The organism is Pseudomonas putida, from assembly GCF_050989985.1.
Classification (GTDB): Bacteria; Pseudomonadota; Gammaproteobacteria; order Pseudomonadales; family Pseudomonadaceae; genus Aquipseudomonas; species Aquipseudomonas putida_AI.
The window spans coordinates 3800639-3816664 of record NZ_CP158815.1 but is presented as its reverse complement, the minus strand read 5'-3'; the positions used below and the strand labels follow the sequence as shown (position 1 = coordinate 3816664).

Sequence of the window (16026 nt, the reverse complement as noted above, 5' to 3'; positions counted from 1 at the left end):
AGTGTCATTCAGCAGAGATGTTGACTGGCACACCGCCTTCGCGAGCAAGCCCGCTCCCACATTGGTTTTGTGTGTTCGCCACCCCCTACCAACGCACCCCCGAACCTCCTTCGAAAGTAGCATTCGGGCGCCCGGCGCTGCGTGCATTAATGGTGCTACCGGAATCGCCCGGCACAAGAAGAGGAATGACCCATGTGGACTAAACCCGCGTTTACCGATCTGCGCATTGGCTTCGAAGTGACGATGTATTTCGCCAACCGTTGATTGTTCACCCGGCCAGCGGCTGCGTTGGCCGGGTCTGCCTTCTGGAGCATTGCTCATGCACATCCGTGTCCTTGGCTCCGCCGCCGGCGGTGGTTTTCCGCAGTGGAACTGCAATTGCCGGCAATGCGCCGGCGTGCGCAACGGCAGCCTGCGCGCGCAGCGGCGCACGCAATCGTCGATTGCCCTGAGCGACAACGGTGTGGACTGGGTGCTGTGCAACGCTTCGCCGGACATCCGCGCGCAACTCGAGAGTTTCGCGCCGCTGCAACCGGCCCGCCGCTTGCGTGACAGCGCCATCGCCGGCGTGGTGTTGATGGACAGTCAGATCGATCACTGCACCGGCCTGCTGAGCCTGCGCGAAGGCTGCCCACATAACGTCTGGTGCACCGAGCGGGTTCACCAGGATCTCAGCAGCGGCTTCCCGTTGTTCACCATGCTCAAGCACTGGAACGGTGGATTGCAGTGGCAACCGCTGCGCCTGGATCGCAAGCCGTTCGGGATTGCCGCCTGCAGCCACCTGCAGTTTCGCGCCATTCCATTGGTCAGCAACGCGCCGCCGTATTCCCCCAATCGCGGCAATCCGCAGCCGGGCGACACCATCGGTTTGTTCATCGAGGACCAGCGCAGCGGCGCCTCGCTGTTCTACGCGCCGGGGCTGGGGCAAGTCGACGACGAGGTGCTGTGCTGGATGCAGCGCGCCGATTGCCTGTTGCTGGACGGCACGCTATGGCGCGATGACGAGATGCGCCTGTGCGAAGTCGGTGACAGCCTGGGCAGTGAAATGGGGCACCTGGCGCAAAGCGGGCCGGGCGGCATGCTGGACGTGCTGGAAGCTTTCCCTCGCCAGCGCAAGGTGCTGATCCACATCAACAACACCAACCCGATCCTCGACGAAGACTCGGCCGAACGGGCGCTGCTGGCGCGGCGGGGGATCGAGGTGGCGTATGACGGAATGAGTATTGAACTGTAGGAATTGAGACCGCTGCGCGGTCTATCGCGAGCAGGCTCGCTCCTACAGTGATCGCGTACTCCTGTGGGAGCGAGCCTGCTCGCGATAGGGACAGACCAGACACCGAAGATTTTCCGGAGAAACGCAATGACCCAGGCCCCAATGACCCCCAGTCAGTTCGAGCAGGCCCTACGCGCCAAGGGCGCCTATTACCACATCCATCACCCCTATCACGTAGCGATGTACCAGGGCCGCGCCACCCGCGAGCAGATCCAGGGCTGGGTGGCCAACCGCTTCTACTATCAGGTGAACATTCCGCTCAAGGACGCCGCGATCCTGGCCAACTGCCCCGACCGCGAGATCCGCCGCGAGTGGATTCAGCGCCTGCTGGACCACGACGGCGCCCCCGGCAGCGAAGGCGGTATCGAAGCCTGGTTGCGCCTGGGCGAAGCAGTGGGGCTGGATCGTGAGCAAATCCTTTCTCAGGAACTGGTGTTGCCCGGCGTGCGCTTCGCCGTGGATGCCTATGTCAACTTCGCCCGCCGTGCCAGCTGGCAGGAAGCCGCCAGCAGTTCGCTGACCGAACTGTTCGCGCCGCAGATCCACCAATCGCGCCTGGACAGCTGGCCACAGCACTACCCGTGGATCGACCCGGCCGGCTACGAATACTTCCGCACGCGCCTGGGCCAGGCCCGGCGCGATGTCGAGCACGGTTTGCGCATCACCCTGGCGCATTACGTCACCCTTGAGGCCCAGCAACGCATGCTGCAAATCCTGCAATTCAAGCTCGACGTGCTGTGGAGCATGCTCGATGCCATGAGCATGGCCTATGAGATGGAGCGTCCGCCTTATCACACGGTCACCCGGGACAAGGTCTGGCATCGGGGGATCGCCCTGTGAGCCTGATCAATCGCCAACAGTCACCCGCGTTGCGCCGGGGTTTTCGCCTGCAATGGGAACCGCGCCAGGCCTGCCATGTGCTGCTGTACCCCGAAGGCATGATCAAGCTCAACGCCAGTGCCGGGCAGATTCTGACCCTGCTGGATGGTGAGCGCAGCGTCGCCGCGATCATCGATCGGCTGACGGCGGATTTCCCCGGTGTGCCGGGAATCGACGAGGATGTGCTGGCGTTTCTGGAGGTGGCCCATGCGCAGTTCTGGATCGAGTGAAGCACTGCCGGGGCCGCCGCTGTGGTTGCTGGCGGAGTTGACCTACCGTTGCCCGCTGCAATGCCCGTATTGCTCCAATCCGCTGGACTTCGCCCGCCATGGTGAAGAGCTGGACACCGAGGATTGGATCCGGGTATTCCGCGAAGCCCGGGAGATGGGCGCCGCGCAACTGGGGTTTTCCGGTGGCGAGCCCCTGGTGCGCCAGGACCTGGCGCAGTTGATCAAGGCCGCGCGGGACATGGGTTACTACACCAACCTGATCACCTCGGGCATCGGCCTGACCGAACAGAAGGTGCGCGACTTCAAGGTGGCCGGGCTCGACCATATCCAGATCAGTTTCCAGGCCGCCGATGAAGCGGTGAACAACATGCTGGCCGGCTCGAAAAAAGCCTTCGCGCAAAAACTGGCCATGGCCCGGGCGGTGAAAGCCCAGGGCTATCCGATGGTGCTGAACTTCGTCACCCACCGGCACAACATCGACCGGATCGAGCAGATCATTGACCTGTGTCTGGAGCTGGAAGCGGATTTTGTCGAACTCGCCACCTGCCAGTTCTACGGCTGGGCCGAACTCAATCGCGTGGGCCTGCTGCCGACCCGCGAGCAATTGCAGCGCGCCGAGCGCATCACCAACGAATATCGCCAGCGCCTCGAGGCCCAGGGCCATCCGTGCAAACTGATCTTCGTCACCCCGGACTACTACGAGGAACGTCCCAAGACCTGTATGAACGGCTGGGCCAACCTGTTTCTCGACATCACCCCCGACGGCACGGCATTGCCTTGCCACAGCGCCCGCCAGTTACCGGTGCAATTTCCCAACGTGCGTGAACACAGCATTTCGCACATCTGGAACGATTCGTTCGGCTTCAACCGCTTTCGCGGCGATGCGTGGATGAAGGAGCCGTGTCGCTCCTGCGATGAAAAGCACAAGGACCTGGGTGGATGCCGCTGCCAGGCGTTCATGCTGACGGGCGATGCCGAGAATGCCGACCCGGTGTGCAGCAAGTCGCCACACCACGGCGTCATCCTCAAGGCCCGGGAGGAGGCCGAAGCGCCGGGGCAGGGCATGGAGCACCTGACGTTGCGCAATGAGAAGGCTTCACAGTTGATCTATCGCGGATAATTCAAACACCGCGGAACCTGTGGGAGCGGGCTTGCCCGCGATGACGGACTGACAGTCGACATCAATGTTGAATGTGCTGGCCTCATCGCGGGCAAGCCCGCTCCCACAGGGGCCCTGGGTGAATTCGGTTTCTGCGCTTCCCCGTCAATTGGTCTGATTGCATTCGCAGCCGGATGCTTTAGTGTGGATGTTACCTTTCAAAACAATAAAAACAGGCTTCCAATGAGCCAGAGTCTCAGTCAGCTGCGCAAGTTCGTCTCGCCTGAAATCATCTTCGGTGCCGGTTGCCGGCACAACGTCGGTAACTACGCCAAGACCTTTGGCGCACGCAAGGTGCTGGTGGTCAGTGATCCGGGCGTGATTGCCGCCGGGTGGGTCGCCGATGTCGAGGCCAGCCTTCAGGCGCTGGGCATCGAATATTGCCTGTACAGCGCCGTCTCGCCCAATCCGCGGATCGAAGAGGTCATGCTCGGTGCCGAGATGTACCGGGAAAATCACTGCGATGTGATTGTCGCGGTCGGCGGCGGCAGCCCGATGGATTGCGGCAAGGGCATCGGGATTGTCGTCGCCCACGGTCGCAACATCCTCGAATTCGAAGGGGTGGACACCATCCGCGTGCCCAGCCCGCCGTTGATCCTGATCCCGACCACCGCCGGCACCTCGGCCGATGTCTCGCAGTTCGTGATCATTTCCAACCAGCAGGAACGCATGAAGTTCTCCATCGTCAGCAAGGCGGTGGTGCCGGACGTGTCGCTGATCGACCCGGAAACCACCCTGAGCATGGACCCGTTCCTTTCGGCCTGTACCGGCATCGATGCCCTGGTGCATGCCATCGAAGCCTTCGTCTCCACCGGTCACGGGCCGCTGACCGATCCCCACGCGCTGGAAGCCATGCGCCTGATCAATGGCAACCTGGTGCAGATGATCGCCAACCCGACGGACATCGCCCTGCGGGAAAAGATCATGCTCGGCAGCATGCAGGCCGGGCTGGCGTTTTCCAACGCGATCCTCGGTGCGGTGCATGCCATGTCCCACAGCCTGGGCGGTTTTCTCGATCTGCCCCATGGCCTGTGCAACGCGGTGCTGGTGGAACACGTGGTGGCCTTCAACTACAGCTCCGCACCGGAGCGTTTCAAAGTCATTGCCGAGACTTTCGGCATCGATTGCCGAGGGCTGAACCAGCGGCAGATCTGTGGGCGCCTGGTGGAGCACCTGATCGCGTTGAAACACGCCATCGGCTTCCACGAAACCCTCGGCTTACATGGGGTCAGCACGTCGGACATTCCGTTTTTGTCGCAACACGCCATGGATGACCCGTGCATCCTGACCAACCCGCGCGAGTCCAGCCAGCGTGATGTCGAGGTCGTCTATGGCGAAGCCCTCTGACGAGCAGCAACGCGCGGCGCTGACCGGGTTGCTGGGGCTGGGCAGCCACTCGGCGCGCAAGAGCCACTACCCGGAACTGGCCGCGCGCCTGGATGAGCTGGAAGCGGAGCGCAACCGCTACAAATGGTTGTTCGAAAACGCGGTCCACGGGATTTTCCAGGCCAGCCTGCAAGCGGGCATGCGCGCCGCCAACCCGGCACTGGCGCGCATGCTTGGCTATCAGGACCCGCAGGACGTGCTGTTTTCCCTGAATGATCTGGCCAGCAAGCTGTTCTGCGGCGGCGCGCAGGAACTGCAGGACATCGGCGAAATCCTCCAGCAACAACGCAGCCTGAACGGTTACGAAACCCGCCTGCGGCGCAAGGACGGCAGCCATATCGATGTGTTGATGAACCTGTTGCTCAAGCCCGGCCAGGAAGGGCTGGTGGAAGGGTTTGTCGCCGATATCACCGAGCGCGTACAGGCTCAGCAACGCCTGCAACAACTCAATGACGAACTGGAGCAGCGGGTGACCGCGCGCACCGACGAACTGCTGGAAGCCAACCGCAACCTGCAACAGCAGATCACCCAGCGTAAACAGATCGCCCAAGCCCTGCGCGATGCCCGCGATGCCGCCGAGGCCGCCAACCGCAGCAAGGACAAATACCTGGCGGCGGCCAGTCATGACCTGTTGCAACCGCTGAACGCGGCCAGGTTGCTGATCTCGACCCTGCGCGAACGCAAGTTGCCGGACGTCGAGCAAGTGTTGGTCGAGCGTACGCACCAGGCCCTGGAAGGGGCGGAAGACTTGCTGACCGATCTGCTGGACATTTCCCGGCTCGATCAGTCGGCGGTCAAGCCGGACATCGCGTCCTACCGTCTGGATGAACTGCTCGCCCCTTTGGTCTCGGAGTTCCAGTCCGTTGCCCAGGCGGCGGGGCTGAACCTGCGGGTGCGCATGGGCGACTACGCCATCAGCACCGACCTGCGCCTGATGACCCGGATCCTGCGCAACTTCCTCAGCAATGCCTGCCGCTATACCGACGCCGGCAGCATCCTGCTTGGCGTTCGGCGCAGGGGCGAGTATCTGCGCCTGGAGGTGTGGGACACCGGGCGCGGTATCCCGGCCGACCGCCTCGACTCGATCTTCCTCGAATTCAACCAGCTGGATGTCGGCCGTGCCGCGGACCGCAAAGGCGTGGGGCTGGGGCTGGCGATTGTCGAACGCATCGCCAGGATCCTCGGCTATCCCATTGGCGTGCATTCACGGCCGGGGCGCGGCTCGATGTTCAGCATCGACGTGCCGCTTGCCCATGACATCCCCTTGCCGATCGGCCAGGCTGCGCCCCAGCCGAGCACCGGTGACCCGTTGCCGGGCCGGCGCTTGCTGGTGCTGGACAATGAAGTGAGCATCCTGCAGAGCATGAGCGCGTTGCTCGGGCAGTGGGGTTGCGAGGTGGTCACGGCCACCGATGAAGGCTCGGCGCTGGCGGCGTTGGCGGGCAGGGCGCCGGAGCTGATCCTGGCGGACTATCACCTCGATCACGCCGTGGTTGGCTGTGATGTGGTGCGTCATCTGCGCGAGCATTTCCACCAGCGTATTCCCGCGGTGATCATCACGGCGGACCGTACCGATCAGTGCCGGCGCTCGCTGCAACGGCTGGATGCACCGCTGCTGAACAAACCGGTGAAACCCGGCAAGTTGCGTGCGGTACTGAGTCAGTTGTTGGGCGCGCCGGCTTGAAGCGATCGATATTGCAGGGTGAAGCCCAGTTCAGTGGTTTGGCCTTGCTCCAGTAAACGCAAGCCCGGCCGACCGGGCAGGTGATGGGCGTTGACCGGGTGGCTGACCGGTTCGAGGCAGAAAAAATCCAGGCCGGGCGGGCAGTAGAGCAGGTAGCAGTCGCTGCCGCTGGCCTGGCATTCCAGTTCATGGCCCAGGTCCGGTTGCCGGATCAGGCAGTGGCCGTTCCATTGGCAAAAGCCGTTGTCGACCAGTGACTCGGGCAGTGCCGACAATTGCCGGAAATCCCATTCGGTCGGCAGGCGGCTGAGCTGTGTCGGCAATTTCGACGCATCGCACAGCCAGACCTGCTCGGCCGGCGCCTTGAGGCGAGTGCTCGCCAGGCGCGGAAAGTAGGGGTGCAAACCCAGCCCGTGCCAGGCGGCGCGGTCGGCCAGATGGGTAACCTGCAGTTCGATGCTCAATCGACCGGCACTGAGATGGAAACGCTGACGGGCGCGGTAGGCAAAGGGCGTAGTGCTGTGCAGTTGCAGGATCACTTCATTCGCCGATTGGCTGAGCACTTGCCACGCTTGCTGCCAGGCGCTGCCGTGAATCGGCAGCCGGTCGGTAAGGCTGTTGGGCTCAAGCGCCAGCCAGCCATCCGGGCAATCGAAACCGCCTTCGGCGATGCGGTTTGACCAGGGCGCCAGGGGAAAGCAGCCGAGCCCGCCGGGCAGGCCGCTGTCGAGTGCCTGGGTATCGGTGTGGCGCAGGAGCGGTTGGCCGCTGCCGCGTACGGTCCAGTTGACGATGCTGCCACCCAGTTGCGGAGCGAGGGTGAGGTGGGTGAGGTCGTCTTCGAGCTCGACAAGGGTCATGGTTTCTTTCTTATGCTCAAGGAAGGAAAAGGTTGCGCAAAAACAGGTCCGATCAACCGGGCATCATCGGCGGCAAGGTGCCCAGCAACGAAACCGCCGCCACCGCGCCCATCCCCAGCAACCACTCCAGCAGCACACTGCGCCGCAGGGTCGGCAGATGCTGCTGACAATCGTCGATCCTCAGCCGATTGAACAGCGCCAGCCCCAGCATCGCGCCCACCAGCGTGACCTTGATCAACAGGATCAAGGCAAAGCCGGTCAGCAGCGGCGTCGGCCAGAACGCCCCGGTGAGGGCCCGCACATTGATCAGCCCGGTGACCAGCAGGCCGGCCACCAGGCCATAACCGACGCCACTGAAGCGCCGCAACAACGCCTCGATGGAATGCCCGTCAGGTCGACGCAGGACCATCAACAGCAGCATCAGGCCGCCGAGCCACACGCTGACGCAGGTCAGGTGCAGCAGTTGATTGAAGATCAGCCAGCGGCCTGTGACGCCATCGAACATCGCGCCATGGCCGACCGGGGCGAGGGTCGCCAGCAGCAGGCCGCCGAGGATCAGTTGCAAGGTTCGGTTGGTGCGCAGCGGAGACAGCAGCAACAGGAGCAGCAGGGCGTTGATCAACAAGTGCCAGCGCCACACCTGGCCAAAAAAGGTGCGGCCCAGCACCAGGCTCAGGGTCGATGGCTCGAACGCCGCGCTCCAGGCGCCGGCCATGCTGGCGGTGACCAGCAGCAACCAACCGACACCACTGAGCAGCGCACCCGCTGCCAGCCAGCGGCCGATGCGCGCCAGCGGCTCATCCCGAGTGGTGTCGCGTCCCAACAGCAGCGGCTTGAAGACCCACGCCCCGAACAGCATCAGCACCATGGTGAAATGCAGGAAGCGGCACAGCACCATCGCGTCGGTCATGTATTACTGGCCCACCTTGAAGGCGTAGGCACCTTCGCTTTTGTGGGTATCGACCGACACCACGTGCCACTCGACCTTGTAGTCGCCGGCGGTCAAAGGTGCAGCCGGGGTGACGATCAGGGTCTTCTTGTCGCTGCCTTGGGTGGCCAGGCTTTTCACCAGGATCTCGGCGCCATCCTTGCTGATCATGACTTTGGAAAAGTCGGCTTCGACCCCTTCGGAAAACACCAGGCTCAGCTCCGCCGGCGGGCTGACGGTACTGTCGGCGGCCGGGCTCTGGCTCTTCAAATGCGCGTGGGCCCACACCGAGGACGCGGCGAGCAGCGAGCCGAGCAGGGCGGCGGTGGTCAGGGTTTTTTTCAGCATGTTCAATCCCTCGATGGCAGGTTCAGTGTGGGCGCAAGTCTAGTCGTGAAGGACCGGTTGCAGGAAGTTTGCTTTCCCCCTGTCGCCGCGCGGTAGAGCGGATGCTAGTCTTGTTTAACGCTGTTGTCAGGGAGCCCTTATGGGCAATCACAAGATCGAGATTCGTCGCAGTAACGTCGAGAAAATTCTGCTGGGGGCCGAGAAGGTCTTCGCCGAAAAAGGCTTCGGCAGCACCGCCATGGCCGACATCGCCGCCGAGGTGCAACTGCCGCGCTCCAACCTGCATTACTACTTCAGCACCAAGACCGAGTTGTACAGCGCCGTGCTGCTGGGCCTGCTGGAAGTGTGGAAGCAGGACGCGCTGTGCTTTGAAATGTTCGACGACCCACGCGTGGTGCTCAGCAGCTACATCCGCGCCAAGATGAACCACTCCCGCAGCCGCCCCTACGGTTCGAAAGTCTGGGCGAACGAAATCATCCACGGCGCGCCGACCCTGGGCGAAGCGCTGGACGCCAGCCTGTACGACTGGGCCAAGATGAAGGAAGCGAAAATCCGCCAGTGGGTGGACGACAAACGCATCCTGCCGGTGGAGCCTTCAAGCCTGCTGTACATGATCTGGGCTTCGACCCAGCATTACGCGGACTTCGATCATCAAGTGAACATTCTCAATGATCACCAGCCGCTTTCGGACATGCAGTTCGAGCGGGCGGTGCAGACGGTGACGAGTGTGATTTTGCGGGGGATTGGGTTGGAGCCTTGAGGTCTGTGTTGCAAGTGCAGACCTCATCGCGAGCAGGCTCGCTCCCACATTTGAAATGCATTCCAATGTGGGAGCGAGCCTGCTCGCGATGGCGTCGGATCAGACGCCGCAGATATCAAACCGCAACGTGATACGGATTCCTCGGATCATGATTCCAGTCCAGAAACGGCTTCCCGGTGTCCACCGGAACCATTTCGATGCAGTCCTGCACCGGGCAGGTGATCTGGCACAGGTTGCAGCCCACGCATTCCTCGTCGATCACTTCATATTTGTGCGTGCCATCGGCTTGCTTGAGGCTGGCCACCGCCTGGTGCGAAGTATCTTCGCAGGCGATATGGCAGCGACCGCAACCGATGCAGGCCTCCTGGTCAATCTTCGCGATCACCTGATAGTTGATGTCCAGGTACTTCCAGTCCGTGGTGTTGGCCACGGCGCGCCCGGCGAACTCTGAAATGCTGGCGTAGCCCTGACTGTCCATCCAGCGCGACAGGCCGTCCTTCATCTCCTCGACAATGCGGAAACCATGGAGCATGGCCGCCGTGCACACCTGCACCGAACCGCTGCCCAGGGCCATGAATTCCGCGGCATCGCGCCAGTTGCCGATACCGCCGATGCCGCTGATGGGCAGGCCTGAGGTCTGCGGGTCGCGGGCGATTTCGGCGACCATGTTCAAGGCGATCGGCTTGACCGCCGAGCCGCAGTAACCGCCATGGGTACTTTTGCTGCCGACCACCGGGTTGGCCACCATGCGCTCCAGGTCGACGCTGGTGATCGAGTTGATGGTGTTGATCAGCGACACCGCATCGGCACCACCCCGGTGGGCTGCACGGGCGGCGACGCGGATGTCGGTGATGTTCGGCGTCAGCTTGACGATCACTGGCAACGAGCAATAAGTCTTGCACCAGCGGGTGACCTGTTCGACGTACTCCGGCACCTGGCCGACCGCCGCGCCCATGCCGCGTTCCGGCATGCCATGGGGGCAACCGAAATTCAGTTCAATGCCGTCGGCGCCAGTGGCTTCCACCAGCGGCAGGATGTGTTTCCAGGACTCTTCGACGCAGGGCACCATCAGAGACACGATCACCGCGCGGTCCGGCCAGTCCTTTTTGACCTGGGTGATTTCCCGCAGGTTGATCTCCAGCGAGCGGTCGGTGATCAGCTCGATGTTGTTGAAGCCCAGCACTTCGCGGTTGGCCCCGTAATGCGCCGAGTAGCGCGACGACACGTTGACCGCCGCCGGGTCTTCACCCAGGGTTTTCCAGACCACTCCACCCCAGCCGGCCTCGAAGGCGCGGACCACGTTGTAGGCCTTGTCGGTCGGCGGCGCGGAGGCCAGCCAGAACGGGTTGGGGCTTTTGATGCCGGCGAAGACAATCGATAGATCGGCCATTTACGCAGCCTCCACGTTGAGCATCAATTGAGCATGAATGGCCTCGGCGGCTCGCTTGCCGTGCTGCACCGCTTGCACGGTGAGGTCCTGATCGAGGCTGGTGCAGTCGCCGCCGGCATACACGCCGGGGATGCTGGTGCGCAGGTTTTCGTCCACCAACAGGCGATCGCCCTGGCGCTTGAGTTCCCGGGCCAGCGGATCGGCGAGGGCGCTGTCATCGAAGCTCTGGCCGATGGCCTTGAAGATCGCGTCGGCGGCCAGCTCGAAGGTTTCGCCGGTGGTTTGCAGGCGGCCCTCGACCAGATGGGTGCGGGCGAAGCGCATGCCGCGCACCTGACCCTGGTCATCGAGCAGCACTTCGTCCGGTTGCGCCCAGGTCAACAGGCGCACCTGATTGGCTTTGGCGATCTCCTGTTCGTGGTGGGTGGCGCCCATGTCTTCGGCACCACGGCGGTACACCAGGTTGACGTCGCGGGCGCCGAGGCGGGCCATTTGCACGGCCATGTCGATGGCAGTGTTGCCGGCACCGAGGACGATGCAGTGGTCGGCCAGCGGCAATTGGGTCAGGTCATCGGCCTGGCGCAATTCGCGGATGTAGTCGGTGGCGGCCATCAGGCCCGGGGCATCTTCGTGGGGCAGGCCGAGTTGTTTGCTAGCATTGAGTCCAAGGCCGAGGAACACCGCATCGTATTGTTGGTGCAGTTCGCTGAGGCTCAGGTTGTCGCCGAGTTTTTGCCCGTGGCGGATTTCGATGCCGCCGATCTCCAGCAGGAATTCCAGCTCCTTCTGTGCGTAGTCGTCCACCAGCTTGTATTTGGCGATTCCGTATTCATTGAGGCCGCCGGCCTTTTCCCGCGCTTCGAAAATCACCACGTCATGGCCATGCATGGCGCTGCGATGGGCGCAGGACAGCCCGGCCGGGCCTGCACCGACCACGGCAATGCGCTTGCCGGTGGCGGCGGCGCGAGGGAAGGGGTGCTGGCTGAAATGCGCGTTGTCCACGGCATAGCGCTGCAGCAGGCCGATCAGCACCGGCGCGCATTCGTGGGCGTTGTTGCGCACACAGGCCTGCTGGCAAAGGATTTCCGTGGGGCAGACCCGCGCGCAACTGCCGCCAAGAATGTTGGCCGAGAGGATTTTCTGCGCGGCACCCTGCACGTTGTCCTGATGGATGTTGCGGATGAACGAAGGGATATCGATTTCGCTGGGGCAGGCGTTGACGCAGGGCGCGTCGTAGCAATACAGGCAGCGCGAGGCTTCCAGATGGGCCTGCCGGTCATTGAGCGGCGGCGCCAGGTCGGTGAAATGACCGGCGAGGACGGCCGCGTTCTCGTAGGGGTGCGGGAGATGGGTCAGGGTCTTGATCACGGTTTTTAGCCTCACGGTGATGGAGGTTATGCCTCTGTCGGGCATTGGTTTTTTGTTGTCTGGACCTGCCTCTTCGCGAGCAGGCTCGCTCCCACAGGGGTACGCATTCCAACTGTGGGAGCGAGCCTGCTCGCGATGGCCGAAGGCCTCGATTTCAGCGTTTCACCGCAACCGGCTGATTCAACTCAGCCCGCTTGCTCAGCAAATCGAACACCGCCGGATACGCCGGCCGTTCGATGTAGCGCCCGGCACCCCGTTCGGCGCGCAGGTCGCCGTCGGCCCAGACCACCCGGCCCTGGCTGATGGTGTGGCTGGGCACGCCGCGTACGGTCTTGCCTTCGAAGATATTGAAGTCGACCTGCTGGTGATGGGTCTTGGCCGAAATCGTCCGGGTGCCGTTCGGGTCCCACAGCACCAGATCGGCATCGGCGCCCACGCGGATCGCGCCTTTGCGTGGGTAAAGATTAAAGATCTTCGCGGTGTTGGTAGAGGTGAGGGCGACGAACTGCTGCATCGAAAAGCGCCCTGTGTTGACCCCTTCGTCCCAGAGCACGGCCATGCGGTCTTCGATGCCGGCGGTGCCGTTGGGGATCTTGCTGAAGTCGTCCTTGCCGGCGGCCTTCTGCTCGGCGCAGAAACAGCAGTGATCGGTGGCGGTGGTGTGCAGGTTGCCCGCTTGCAGGCCATGCCACAGGGCTTCCTGATGGCCGCGCGGGCGGAAGGGCGGGCTCATCACGTAGCCGGCGGCGGTCTGCCAGTCCGGGTGTTGATAGACGCTCTCGTCCAGCAGCAAGTGCCCGGCCAGTACCTCGCCATAGACGGGCTGGCCCTTGGCCCGGGCGTAGGTGATTTCGTCGAGGGCTTCCTTGGTCGAAACGTGCACCAGGTACAGCGGCGTACCGAGGGTTTCGGCAATGCGGATCGCCCGGCTCGCGGCTTCGCCTTCCACCTGGGAAGGGCGCGACAGCGGATGCGCCTCCGGCCCGGTCATGCCCTGGGCCATCAGCTTGCGTTGCAGGTGATAGACCAGCTCGCCGTTTTCCGCGTGCACGGTAGGCACCGCGCCCAGTTCCAGGCAGCGTTCGAAACTTGCCACCAGGGTGTCGTCCGCAGCCATGATCGCGTTCTTGTAGGCCATGAAATGCTTGAAGCTGTTGACCCCGTGATGGTTCACCAGCTCGGCCATTTCCTCGCGGACCTGCTCGCTCCACCAGGTGATGGCGACGTGAAACCCGTAGTCGGAAGCGGATTTCTCGGCCCAGCCGCGCCACTGGTGGAAGGCTTCCATGAGAGACTGCTGTGGATTGGGAATCACGAAGTCAATGATCGAGGTGGTGCCACCGGCCAGGCCCGCTGCCGTGCCACTGTAGAAGTCCTCGCTGGCCACGGTGCCCATGAAGGGCAATTGCATATGAGTGTGGGGATCGATGCCGCCGGGCATCAGGTACTGTCCGCTGCCGTCGAGGACCTCGGCACCTGCGGGTATGTCGAGGTTGTCGCCGATGGCTTTGATCACGCCGTCTGCGCAATACACATCGGCGCGATAACTTTCATCATGGGTAACAACGGTAGCGCCACGGATCAACAGAGACATTCCGGATTCCTCGCAGGCATGACCGACTGATGTCGGTTCTAGATGTTTTATATAAAGCCAGCGTTGAACGTTATTCCTGTCAACGCTGTCAGGATTAAACGCTAGCTGCTGTTTCTGGAATCAGCAAGAATATTTTTTATATGCTTATGCCTGTTTTAAGTAGTTGATTAATAAGAATTAAAAATGCAAATAAACAAAATGGTGCAGCGTTTCCCCATTTTGACGCACTTGACAGGATCGAAATATGGTCGAGATTTCCTATGTGAAATCAGCTGTTTGAGGCGGGTTGTGGGTTGGTGCGCAGCCTGGCAATAAAGATTCACGCACCAGATTGAGTCTCGATAGTTTGAATGACTGACTTGGCATTCGGCCTGAGTGACAGGGCAGTCAATTCCGGGACTCAATAACAAAACTGATAAACATCAGTTGCTTACAAAGTGTTTATGGAACTGCCCGATGCGCAACCGGGGTGCGCGGCACACTTATTGAAGTCGCCAGCCCTCGATGAGCAAAAAATAATTCAAAGAACAGTGGAGCGGCCATGCAACAGAACAGATCGCAAGTGATCGAGCGCAACGGCTTGTTTGAGCTGGAAGCCGGCAGCGATGTCCTCGACAGTCCCCGTTATAACCACGACATGGCACCGACCAAGGTGCGTGAGCGAACCTGGAATAAATGGCACATCACCGCGTTGTGGGTCGGCATGTCGATCTGCGTGCCGACCTACACCCTGGGCGGCGTGCTGACGGCCTATTTCGGCCTGACCGTCGGTGAAGCACTGCTGGCGATTCTGTTCGCCAACATCATCGTATTGATTCCCCTGACCCTGAATGCCTTTCCCGGCACCAAATATGGCATTCCGTTCCCGGTGCTGTTGCGTTCGTCGTTCGGCATCCTCGGTTCCAACATTCCGTGCCTGATCCGCGCGCTGGTGGCGTGTGGCTGGTTCGGCATTCAGACGATGTTCGGCGGCCTGGCCATCCATCTGTTTCTGGGCTCGGTGTTCGAGGGCTGGAAGTCCTTGGGCGGCACCGGTGAAGTATTGGGCTTCATGATGTTCTGGGCCTTGAACCTGTGGGTGGTGATCCGCGGCGCTGAGTCGATCAAATGGCTGGAAACCCTGTCCGCACCGCTGTTGGTGGCCGTGGGCGTGGGGCTGCTGGTGTGGGCGATGCCCAATGTGTCGATGACCGAACTGCTGGCGATTCCGGCCAAGCGTCCCGAAGGGGCCAGTGTGGTCAGTTACTTCGCCGCCGGGCTGACCGCGATGGTTGGCTTCTGGGCCACGCTGTCGCTGAACATTCCGGACTTCAGCCGCTATGCCGAAAGCCAGAAAGCGCAGATCGTCGGGCAGATCATGGGCCTGCCGCTGACCATGTTCCTGTTCGCTGCGCTGGGTGTGGTGATGACCGCCGCCTCGGTGAAACTGGTGGGGGTTACGGTGTCCGATCCGGTGACCCTGATCGGCCACATCCAGAGCCCGGTCTGGGTCGCGGTGGCCATGGCGCTGATCATCATCGCCACGCTGTCCACCAACACGGCGGCGAACATCGTGTCGCCGACCAACGACTTCCAGAACATCGCGCCCAAGGTGATCAACCGCACCAAGGCGGTGATGCTCACCGGTTTCGTCGGCCTGGCGCTGATGGCTCATGAACTGCTCAAGAAGCTCGGCCTGATCGTCTCGGACATCAGCCTGGAGACGGTGTATTCCAACTGGCTGCTGGGCTATTCCAGCCTGTTGGGGCCGATTGCCGGGATCATGGTGGTGGACTATTTCCTGATCAAGAAACAGCAACTGGACCTTGCCGGCCTGTATCGCGATGACGTTTACCCGGCGTGGAACTGGAACGGGTTTCTCGCCTTCGCCGTGCCGGTGGTGCTGACGCTGTTGTCGCTTGGCAGCGATGCGTTCAGTTGGTTCTACAGCTACGGCTGGTTTACCGGGTCGGCGCTGGGTGGGTTGATTTACTACGGGTTGTGCGCGATGCGGCCCAGCCCATCGGTCGCGAAAACTGCGGTGTGAGCACTGGCCTCATCGCGAGCAGGCTCGCTCCCACAATTGGAATGCGATCCCCTGTGGGAGCGAGCCTGCTCGCGATGGCGATCTCAAGTTCACCGAGCAAATGCCTGAAGAAACACATAAGAACAGCCTGAGGAGATCATC

The 16026-nt window shown here is 62.1% G+C and carries 15 protein-coding genes; 9 read left to right on the top strand and 6 right to left on the bottom strand.

Annotation, left to right across the window (positions count from 1 at the left end):
* Positions 1–192: 192 nt before the first annotated feature.
* From pqqA to ABTV29_RS17495, 7 genes are all read left to right on the top strand, one after another.
* The gene (gene pqqA / locus ABTV29_RS17525) at positions 193–264 is read left to right on the top strand and encodes a pyrroloquinoline quinone precursor peptide PqqA (RefSeq protein ID WP_003253598.1); all 72 of its coding nucleotides are present in this window, start codon (positions 193–195) and stop codon (positions 262–264) included.
* A gap of 55 nt (positions 265–319) precedes the next feature.
* Positions 320–1234 carry a pyrroloquinoline quinone biosynthesis protein PqqB gene (gene pqqB, locus ABTV29_RS17520; RefSeq protein WP_433765813.1) on the top strand — a complete coding sequence of 305 codons (915 nt, stop codon included), beginning with the start codon at positions 320–322 and terminating at the stop codon, positions 1232–1234.
* A 126-nt stretch (positions 1235–1360) separates the two neighbouring features.
* Entirely contained in the window at positions 1361–2113 is a 753-nt protein-coding gene (gene pqqC / locus ABTV29_RS17515; RefSeq protein ID WP_433765811.1) for a pyrroloquinoline-quinone synthase PqqC, read from the top strand.
* The gene (gene pqqD / locus ABTV29_RS17510; RefSeq protein ID WP_433765810.1) at positions 2110–2382 is read left to right on the top strand and encodes a pyrroloquinoline quinone biosynthesis peptide chaperone PqqD; all 273 of its coding nucleotides are present in this window, start codon (positions 2110–2112) and stop codon (positions 2380–2382) included. Before pqqC ends, pqqD begins: the two co-directional genes overlap by 4 nt.
* A complete protein-coding gene (gene pqqE / locus ABTV29_RS17505; protein ID WP_433765808.1) occupies positions 2360–3502 on the top strand; it encodes a pyrroloquinoline quinone biosynthesis protein PqqE in 1143 nt (380 codons plus the stop codon). The genes pqqD and pqqE overlap by 23 nt, the downstream gene beginning before the upstream one ends.
* A gap of 222 nt (positions 3503–3724) precedes the next feature.
* Positions 3725–4888, top strand: a complete 1164-nt coding sequence (ercA, locus tag ABTV29_RS17500) for an alcohol dehydrogenase-like regulatory protein ErcA (protein WP_110962520.1) — start codon at positions 3725–3727, stop codon at positions 4886–4888.
* Positions 4872–6611, top strand: a complete 1740-nt coding sequence (locus tag ABTV29_RS17495; RefSeq protein ID WP_433765806.1) for a hybrid sensor histidine kinase/response regulator — start codon at positions 4872–4874, stop codon at positions 6609–6611. Before ercA ends, ABTV29_RS17495 begins: the two co-directional genes overlap by 17 nt.
* Here the strand turns inward: ABTV29_RS17495 and ABTV29_RS17490 are convergent.
* The 3 genes from ABTV29_RS17490 to copC are packed head-to-tail and all read right to left on the bottom strand — an operon-like array spanning position 6587 to position 8747.
* Positions 6587–7471, bottom strand: a complete 885-nt coding sequence (locus ABTV29_RS17490) for an aldose 1-epimerase (protein ID WP_433765804.1) — start codon at positions 7469–7471, stop codon at positions 6587–6589. The two genes, ABTV29_RS17495 and ABTV29_RS17490, sit on opposite strands and share 25 nt — an antisense overlap.
* Before the next feature lie 52 nt (positions 7472–7523).
* Positions 7524–8381, bottom strand: a complete 858-nt coding sequence (copD, locus tag ABTV29_RS17485; RefSeq protein WP_433765803.1) for a copper homeostasis membrane protein CopD — start codon at positions 8379–8381, stop codon at positions 7524–7526.
* A gap of 3 nt (positions 8382–8384) precedes the next feature.
* Positions 8385–8747 carry a copper homeostasis periplasmic binding protein CopC gene (copC, locus tag ABTV29_RS17480; protein WP_433765802.1) on the bottom strand — a complete coding sequence of 121 codons (363 nt, stop codon included), beginning with the start codon at positions 8745–8747 and terminating at the stop codon, positions 8385–8387.
* 139 nt (positions 8748–8886) lie between these two features.
* On the opposite strand from copC, the gene ABTV29_RS17475 reads away from it, so the two are divergent.
* On the top strand, positions 8887–9507 hold the full coding sequence (locus tag ABTV29_RS17475) for a TetR/AcrR family transcriptional regulator (RefSeq protein WP_433765800.1): 621 nt from the start codon (positions 8887–8889) through the stop codon (positions 9505–9507).
* A gap of 115 nt (positions 9508–9622) precedes the next feature.
* Here ABTV29_RS17475 and preA read toward each other — a convergent pair whose 3' ends face one another.
* The 3 genes from preA to hydA form a co-directional block, all read right to left on the bottom strand.
* Positions 9623–10897 (bottom strand): NAD-dependent dihydropyrimidine dehydrogenase subunit PreA, encoded by a 1275-nt coding sequence (gene preA / locus ABTV29_RS17470; protein WP_433765799.1) that lies wholly within the window; start codon positions 10895–10897, stop codon positions 9623–9625.
* Positions 10898–12265 carry an NAD(P)-dependent oxidoreductase gene (locus ABTV29_RS17465; RefSeq protein ID WP_433765798.1) on the bottom strand — a complete coding sequence of 456 codons (1368 nt, stop codon included), beginning with the start codon at positions 12263–12265 and terminating at the stop codon, positions 10898–10900.
* Between the two features lie 154 nt (positions 12266–12419).
* Positions 12420–13859, bottom strand: a complete 1440-nt coding sequence (gene hydA, locus ABTV29_RS17460) for a dihydropyrimidinase (RefSeq protein WP_433765796.1) — start codon at positions 13857–13859, stop codon at positions 12420–12422.
* Between the two features lie 541 nt (positions 13860–14400).
* On the opposite strand from hydA, the gene ABTV29_RS17455 reads away from it, so the two are divergent.
* Positions 14401–15885: an NCS1 family nucleobase:cation symporter-1 gene (locus ABTV29_RS17455; RefSeq protein WP_433765794.1), complete on the top strand. Its 1485-nt coding sequence runs from the start codon at positions 14401–14403 to the stop codon at positions 15883–15885.
* Positions 15886–16026 lie beyond the last annotated feature (141 nt).

Coding starts and splice junctions, on each gene's coding strand:
- copD (WP_433765803.1), bottom strand. CDS start 8,381: ATGACCGACGCGATGGTGCTGTGCCGCTTCCTGCATTTCACCATGGTG.
- hydA (WP_433765796.1), bottom strand. CDS start 13,859: ATGTCTCTGTTGATCCGTGGCGCTACCGTTGTTACCCATGATGAAAGT.
- pqqC (WP_433765811.1), top strand. CDS start 1,361: ATGACCCAGGCCCCAATGACCCCCAGTCAGTTCGAGCAGGCCCTACGC.
- pqqB (WP_433765813.1), top strand. CDS start 320: ATGCACATCCGTGTCCTTGGCTCCGCCGCCGGCGGTGGTTTTCCGCAG.
- ABTV29_RS17490 (WP_433765804.1), bottom strand. CDS start 7,471: ATGACCCTTGTCGAGCTCGAAGACGACCTCACCCACCTCACCCTCGCT.
- preA (WP_433765799.1), bottom strand. CDS start 10,897: ATGGCCGATCTATCGATTGTCTTCGCCGGCATCAAAAGCCCCAACCCG.
- pqqE (WP_433765808.1), top strand. CDS start 2,360: ATGCGCAGTTCTGGATCGAGTGAAGCACTGCCGGGGCCGCCGCTGTGG.
- ercA (WP_110962520.1), top strand. CDS start 3,725: ATGAGCCAGAGTCTCAGTCAGCTGCGCAAGTTCGTCTCGCCTGAAATC.
- ABTV29_RS17495 (WP_433765806.1), top strand. CDS start 4,872: ATGGCGAAGCCCTCTGACGAGCAGCAACGCGCGGCGCTGACCGGGTTG.
- copC (WP_433765802.1), bottom strand. CDS start 8,747: ATGCTGAAAAAAACCCTGACCACCGCCGCCCTGCTCGGCTCGCTGCTC.
- ABTV29_RS17455 (WP_433765794.1), top strand. CDS start 14,401: ATGCAACAGAACAGATCGCAAGTGATCGAGCGCAACGGCTTGTTTGAG.
- ABTV29_RS17475 (WP_433765800.1), top strand. CDS start 8,887: ATGGGCAATCACAAGATCGAGATTCGTCGCAGTAACGTCGAGAAAATT.